At 62.6% G+C, this 4,672-nt stretch carries 6 protein-coding genes and 1 pseudogene; 5 read left to right on the top strand and 2 right to left on the bottom strand.

Going from position 1 to position 4,672, the window contains the following annotated elements; genetic code table 11:
- The first annotated feature begins 137 nt into the window (after positions 1-137).
- Positions 138-641, top strand: a complete 504-nt coding sequence (locus P1T08_18290; GenBank protein ID MDF1598025.1) for a small multi-drug export protein — start codon at positions 138-140, stop codon at positions 639-641.
- A 5-nt stretch (positions 642-646) separates the two neighbouring features.
- On the top strand, positions 647-952 hold the full coding sequence (locus tag P1T08_18285; GenBank protein MDF1598024.1) for a cytochrome c: 306 nt from the start codon (positions 647-649) through the stop codon (positions 950-952).
- On the opposite strand, the gene murI is transcribed toward P1T08_18285, so the two are convergent.
- Complete coding sequence (murI, locus tag P1T08_18280; protein MDF1598023.1) at positions 949-1,722, bottom strand: glutamate racemase; 774 nt, start codon at positions 1,720-1,722, stop codon at positions 949-951. The two genes, P1T08_18285 and murI, sit on opposite strands and share 4 nt — an antisense overlap.
- A 66-nt stretch (positions 1,723-1,788) precedes the next feature.
- Here murI and P1T08_18275 point away from each other — a divergent pair, with 66 nt between their 5' ends.
- Positions 1,789-2,559 (top strand): SDR family NAD(P)-dependent oxidoreductase, encoded by a 771-nt coding sequence (locus P1T08_18275; GenBank protein ID MDF1598022.1) that lies wholly within the window; start codon positions 1,789-1,791, stop codon positions 2,557-2,559.
- Positions 2,556-3,332 carry a hypothetical protein gene (locus tag P1T08_18270; GenBank protein MDF1598021.1) on the top strand — a complete coding sequence of 259 codons (777 nt, stop codon included), beginning with the start codon at positions 2,556-2,558 and terminating at the stop codon, positions 3,330-3,332. The genes P1T08_18275 and P1T08_18270 overlap by 4 nt, the downstream gene beginning before the upstream one ends.
- Before the next feature lie 134 nt (positions 3,333-3,466).
- Here the strand turns inward: P1T08_18270 and P1T08_18265 are convergent, their stop codons facing one another.
- Complete coding sequence (locus tag P1T08_18265) at positions 3,467-3,901, bottom strand: SufE family protein (GenBank protein ID MDF1598020.1); 435 nt, start codon at positions 3,899-3,901, stop codon at positions 3,467-3,469.
- A 144-nt stretch (positions 3,902-4,045) separates the two neighbouring features.
- Between P1T08_18265 and P1T08_18260 the strand changes: the two are divergent.
- A pseudogene (locus P1T08_18260) lies at positions 4,046-4,597 on the top strand (rhodanese-like domain-containing protein).
- Positions 4,598-4,672 lie beyond the last annotated feature (75 nt).

Below are 4,672 nucleotides of genomic sequence, written 5' to 3'. Positions count from 1 at the left end.
CAGTGGTGGACCCGACCAGGAGGGGGTCAAAATTCGAGCGGTGATAAAGGGTCAGTATTCACCCGGTGGCGACAGTGCCGTCAAACATTACCCGCTGCAACTATCGCGATGGCTGAGACCTGCCATACTCTCGGCCCGTGCGAGAAGCAGTTCAGCAATGGGTGGAGAGTCTGCCAATACCCGAACCCCTGGCGGTGGTGTTGCTCGCCGCACTGCCGATCACCGAGCTGAGACTGGCGATTCCGTTCGCCAGAGGGGTTCTCGAGTGGAGTGTCGTACCGGCCTTCTTTTGGTCGGTGCTCGGCAACCTTCTGCCCGTCCCGTTCATCCTCTGGTTGCTGGGACCCGTCACGGCGTGGGCGGAGAAGCATTGGTCCTGGCTGCATCGGTTTCTCGAGAAGCTCTTTGCGCATACGCGTAGGCGACACACGACGAGGTTTGATCGGCTCCGCGATCTGGCGTTGATCGCGTTTGTGGCGATTCCGCTTCCCATTACCGGAGCCTGGTCGGGTTCGCTGGCGGCCTTCGTGTTCGGAGTACAGCGACGCAAAGCGCTGGCCCTCATCGCGTTGGGGGTGATGATCGCCGGGGTGGTGGTCTCGATATTGTATGAAGCAGGCGTATTCCTGGCGGAAAGCTGAGAGCGATGAAAACGATCGTGTTGGTTCTCGTTGTCATGTTGCTGACCGGTTGCACCACCAGTCTCGAAGTCGATGCCTCGGGCCCGGAGATCTACTCAGCACTGTGTAGTCGATGCCACGCCGGTGATCTGTCCGGAGGCGTTGGGCCGGCGTTGGGGGCGGGCAGCGAAGTGGCCGGCCAGCCGGACGCCTATCTGATTCAGACCATCACATCGGGGCTCGGTCGGATGCCGGCATTTCGCAACACCTTGACCGAGGAACAGATCCTCCGCGTCTTCGAGTACTTGCGGGTGGTCCAGGGCGGGACTTAGAGGGCGAAGCTCTCGATGGTCACTGCCGGGTCGAGCAGTGTGGCCACCCTGACCTGCAATCGGGCGGTGTCGCCGGTCGTGAGAACCCTCAGTTCACCGGTGCCGCCGTCGTTGAGTCCGTTCACTGTCGCGACCCGGGCAACTTGTGTGGCAACGGCAGGGGCGGGGTCGACCACGTCAACGCCGGACATGCGGGCGATGAGTTCACCGAGAAACGAGTAGTGGGTGCATCCGAGCACGATCTGATCGACCCCTCGGTCGCGGAACGGCCTGAGGTGGTCGAGTAAGGCCTGCTCGACCACCGACTCGTCGGCACCCGACTCGACGAGGTCGGCGAGGCCGGGACACGGTCTGGCGATCACTCTGGTGTTGGCGGCGAAACGGGAAACGACGCTCGAGAACAGCTCACCCTGAAACGTCGCCGTAGTAGCCAGGACGCCGACCGTGCGAGTCTCGGTTCGTTCTGCGGCCGGCTTCACCGCCGGCTCGATCCCGACAATCGGCAGCAACGGGTGTCGCTTTCGGAGGTAGTGGAGGGCGGCGGCTGAGGCGGTATGACAGGCAATCACCACCATGGCCGCCCCTTCTTCGATGAGAGCCCGGGTAACGCGATCTGCCCGACCACGCACATCTTCCAGAGTGCGGTCTCCATACGGTCCGTAGCCCTGGTCTGCGAGATAGATCATGTCGCTGCGCGGCAGGAGCCGGCGAGCCTCATTGAGGACCGAGAGACCGCCGACCCCTGAATCAAACATTCCGATGGCATTCATGCACCCGCCATCTCAGCAGATCTTTGGGGTGGTAGCGTCCCACCAAGAGCGAGATGGAGGCGCAGCGTGCGTATCGACGGGTCCGTGGCATTCATCACGGGGGGAGCGTCGGGGTTGGGGCGCGGGGCGGCAGAAGCACTCGTGGAACGCGGGGCCAAGGTAGCGATCCTCGACCTGCCGGGTTCGGACGGTGCATCGGTGGCCGCCGGTCTGGGCGCCGATGCAGTATTCGTGCCCGCCGACGTCCGGGATACCGTGCAGGTCGAGCAGGCGGTGGCAGCCGCGCTCGGTGCCTTCGGCAAGCTCAACCTCCTGGTGAACGCGGCGGGTGTCGTCACCGCCCACCGGGTGGTCGCCAGGAACGGCGAGCTCTTTCCACTCGATCTCTTCAAATCCACTATCGAGGTCAACCTGATCGGGCTCTTCGACGTCGTCCGCCGAGTGGCCGCCGAGATGGGCAACAACGAACCCGACGAGGGTGGCGAGCGGGGTGCGATCGTCAACGTTGCATCGATCGCGGCGTATGAGGGCCAGATCGGCCAGGCGGCCTACTCCGCTTCGAAAGGCGGAATCGTCGGGCTCACTCTGCCTCTGGCACGTGATCTGGCGAGTGCCGGGATCCGCGTGAACACGATCGCACCGGGAATCATGGATACACCGATGCTGGCAGGCGCCCCACAGGAGTTGAAGGATGCACTCGCACAGGTACACGTCTTCCCCAGGAGGTTGGGTACACCGCAGGACTTTGCGCACCTGGTGATCGCTGTCTTCGAGAACCCGATGCTCAACGGAGAGGTAATCCGCCTCGACGCCGGAGCGAGGATGGGGCCCCGATGACGGTCGACGACCACCAGGATGTCTCCGATGTCTGTGCACCTGAGGAGTGGCTGGCTTTGCGAGAAGCCTCTGATCGTGCTGAGGGTGTTCTCATTGAGGTTGTTCTGCAGTCCCAGGTCGATGGCCATTCGACTGAGGAGCCGGCGGTGGCTGTTCCGCGGAGTGCCTGGGAGAAGATGCTCGAACAGCTCGGGAATCTCCATGAAGCCGGTGGCCGGCTGGCCGAGGCGACGGAGCGGGCGGTGCGCGCAGAGGAACGCTATGCCTTTGAGCTGGAGCGTAGGAAGCTGCTCGAGGATCGTGTCGCCCAGCTCGAGATGGCCGCCCTCCTCCCGCTTGTTGATGGTGGGGTGTTGGTGGGGGAGACGGTTTTTGAACTGGATGCCGTGGTAGACGGTGTCGTCGGGGTGGAGCCGGCTGCGCCGCCTCCACCAAGCGAAGAACCCGACGCTCAACCCATTGTCGGGGGCGCGTCGACGGAGCAGCCTTTCTTCCAACAGAATATCGATCCCGATATCGCAAAGGAGTCGGTGTTTGGGCCCGATGCTGTTGAGGACCAGGAGCCGGTTACCGAGGGGGATGAGCGCGACCTCTTCGCATTTGAAGCCTATCGCCGGCAGCTGCTCGAGGAGCGCCCCGAGTTGAAGAGCGCTGAACACATCCCGCCCGCCACACCGCGGTGGCAGCGAGGTGTTCACAGCCTCCAGGAATGGATTCGCAGAGGGCGGGAGGAGTCGTACTTCCTCGAAGAGGTCGACGACGAAACGAACTGACATCCGAGGAATCACCGGTTGCGCTGCCGCCGAGCCGCCGGTCATGCCCATCTCCGAAAACCCGATGCTCAACGGAGAGGTGATCCGCCTCGACGCCGGAGCAGGATGGGGCCGAAGTAGCGTTGGGTTCGCTCTTATGCGTCGCGGGCGGCCAGGTCGGCTACCTGCCGTTTCAAGCGCGCCACGATGGCGCCCATTCCTCTTAGTCGCTGCGGCGTCACGACTTCTTCGAGGCCGATGCCGCGATAGAAGTCGTCCGGCACCGACAGAATGGCGTCCGGTGATTCTCCGTTGAGGCCCTCCAGGAGGATCCCTGCGTAGCCACGTACGGTGGGAGATTCCGGCGGGCAGTCGAAGTAGATCTGCACCGTGCCGTCGTCTGAGAGCTCAGTTGCCATGAAGAACCGGGTCTGGCATTCGTGGACCTGCTCGAGGCCGGGGTCATCGGCCAGACGGGGCGGGAGAGGCGGGACCCGCTGCGAGTAGTCGAGGAGGGCCTGGATACGAATGTCCTTGGGTGCCGACCGAAACAGTTCGACGATGCGTTGAAGGCGAATCGGAAGACTCATATGGGTGATGGTACGCCATCGTTCTCGAAATGAGATCAGGGAGAGCGGAGCGGCCAACGGCCCGTTGCCCCGGATCTCTCACATTTCTCTATCAACTACTTAGATAGGATATAGAGTGGTTCTGGACGCAATCAACGGAGAAACATGTCGCAATACTCTCATCCGGCCAAGTTGGTTTCCACCGAATGGGTGTCTCAGCACCTGGACGACCCGACGGTCGTCATCGTTGAGTCGGACGAGGATGTGCTGCTCTACCACACGGGGCACATCGAAGGTGCCGTGAAGGTCGACTGGCAGGCCGACCTGAATGACTCCCTGAGGCGCGACTACCTCAACAGTGAGCAGTTTGCCTCCTTGATGACGCGGTCTGGAATCGGTCGAAATCACACGGTCGTCTTCTACGGGGACAACTTCAACTGGTGGGCGGCATATGCCCTGTGGGTGTTCGAACTCTTTGGTCATCCGGTGACGCGGATCATGGATGGTGGCCGCCAGAAGTGGGTAGAGGAAGGCCGTCCTTTGACGACGGACCAGCCCGTTCGGCCGCCCGTTGACTACCCGGTGGTCCCCCGCGACGACACGGTCATCCGGGCCTTTCGGGACGATGTTATGGGTCACCTCGGCGGCGGCGGCCGCCTCATCGACGTCCGTTCCCCCGAGGAGTATTCGGGTGAGCGTCTGCACATGCCCGATTACCGGCTCATCGGATTTCAGCGGGGTGTGATGGTGGCGAGTAGATTCCAGTTGGGTTTTCCGGCGTAGAGGAGGGCT

Source organism: Acidimicrobiia bacterium, assembly GCA_029210695.1.
Lineage (GTDB): Bacteria > Actinomycetota > Acidimicrobiia > Spongiisociales > JAHEDJ01 > JAHEDJ01.
Note: the sequence above shows the minus strand (reverse complement) of the source record. Positions and strands in the feature narration are given on the sequence as shown.

Bases quoted from the DNA above. Each gene is read 5' to 3' on its own strand.
- murI (MDF1598023.1), bottom strand. From the start codon at position 1,722: ATGAATGCCATCGGAATGTTTGATTCAGGGGTCGGCGGTCTCTCGGTC.
- P1T08_18270 (MDF1598021.1), top strand. From the start codon at position 2,556: ATGACGGTCGACGACCACCAGGATGTCTCCGATGTCTGTGCACCTGAG.
- P1T08_18265 (MDF1598020.1), bottom strand. From the start codon at position 3,901: ATGAGTCTTCCGATTCGCCTTCAACGCATCGTCGAACTGTTTCGGTCG.
- P1T08_18285 (MDF1598024.1), top strand. From the start codon at position 647: ATGAAAACGATCGTGTTGGTTCTCGTTGTCATGTTGCTGACCGGTTGC.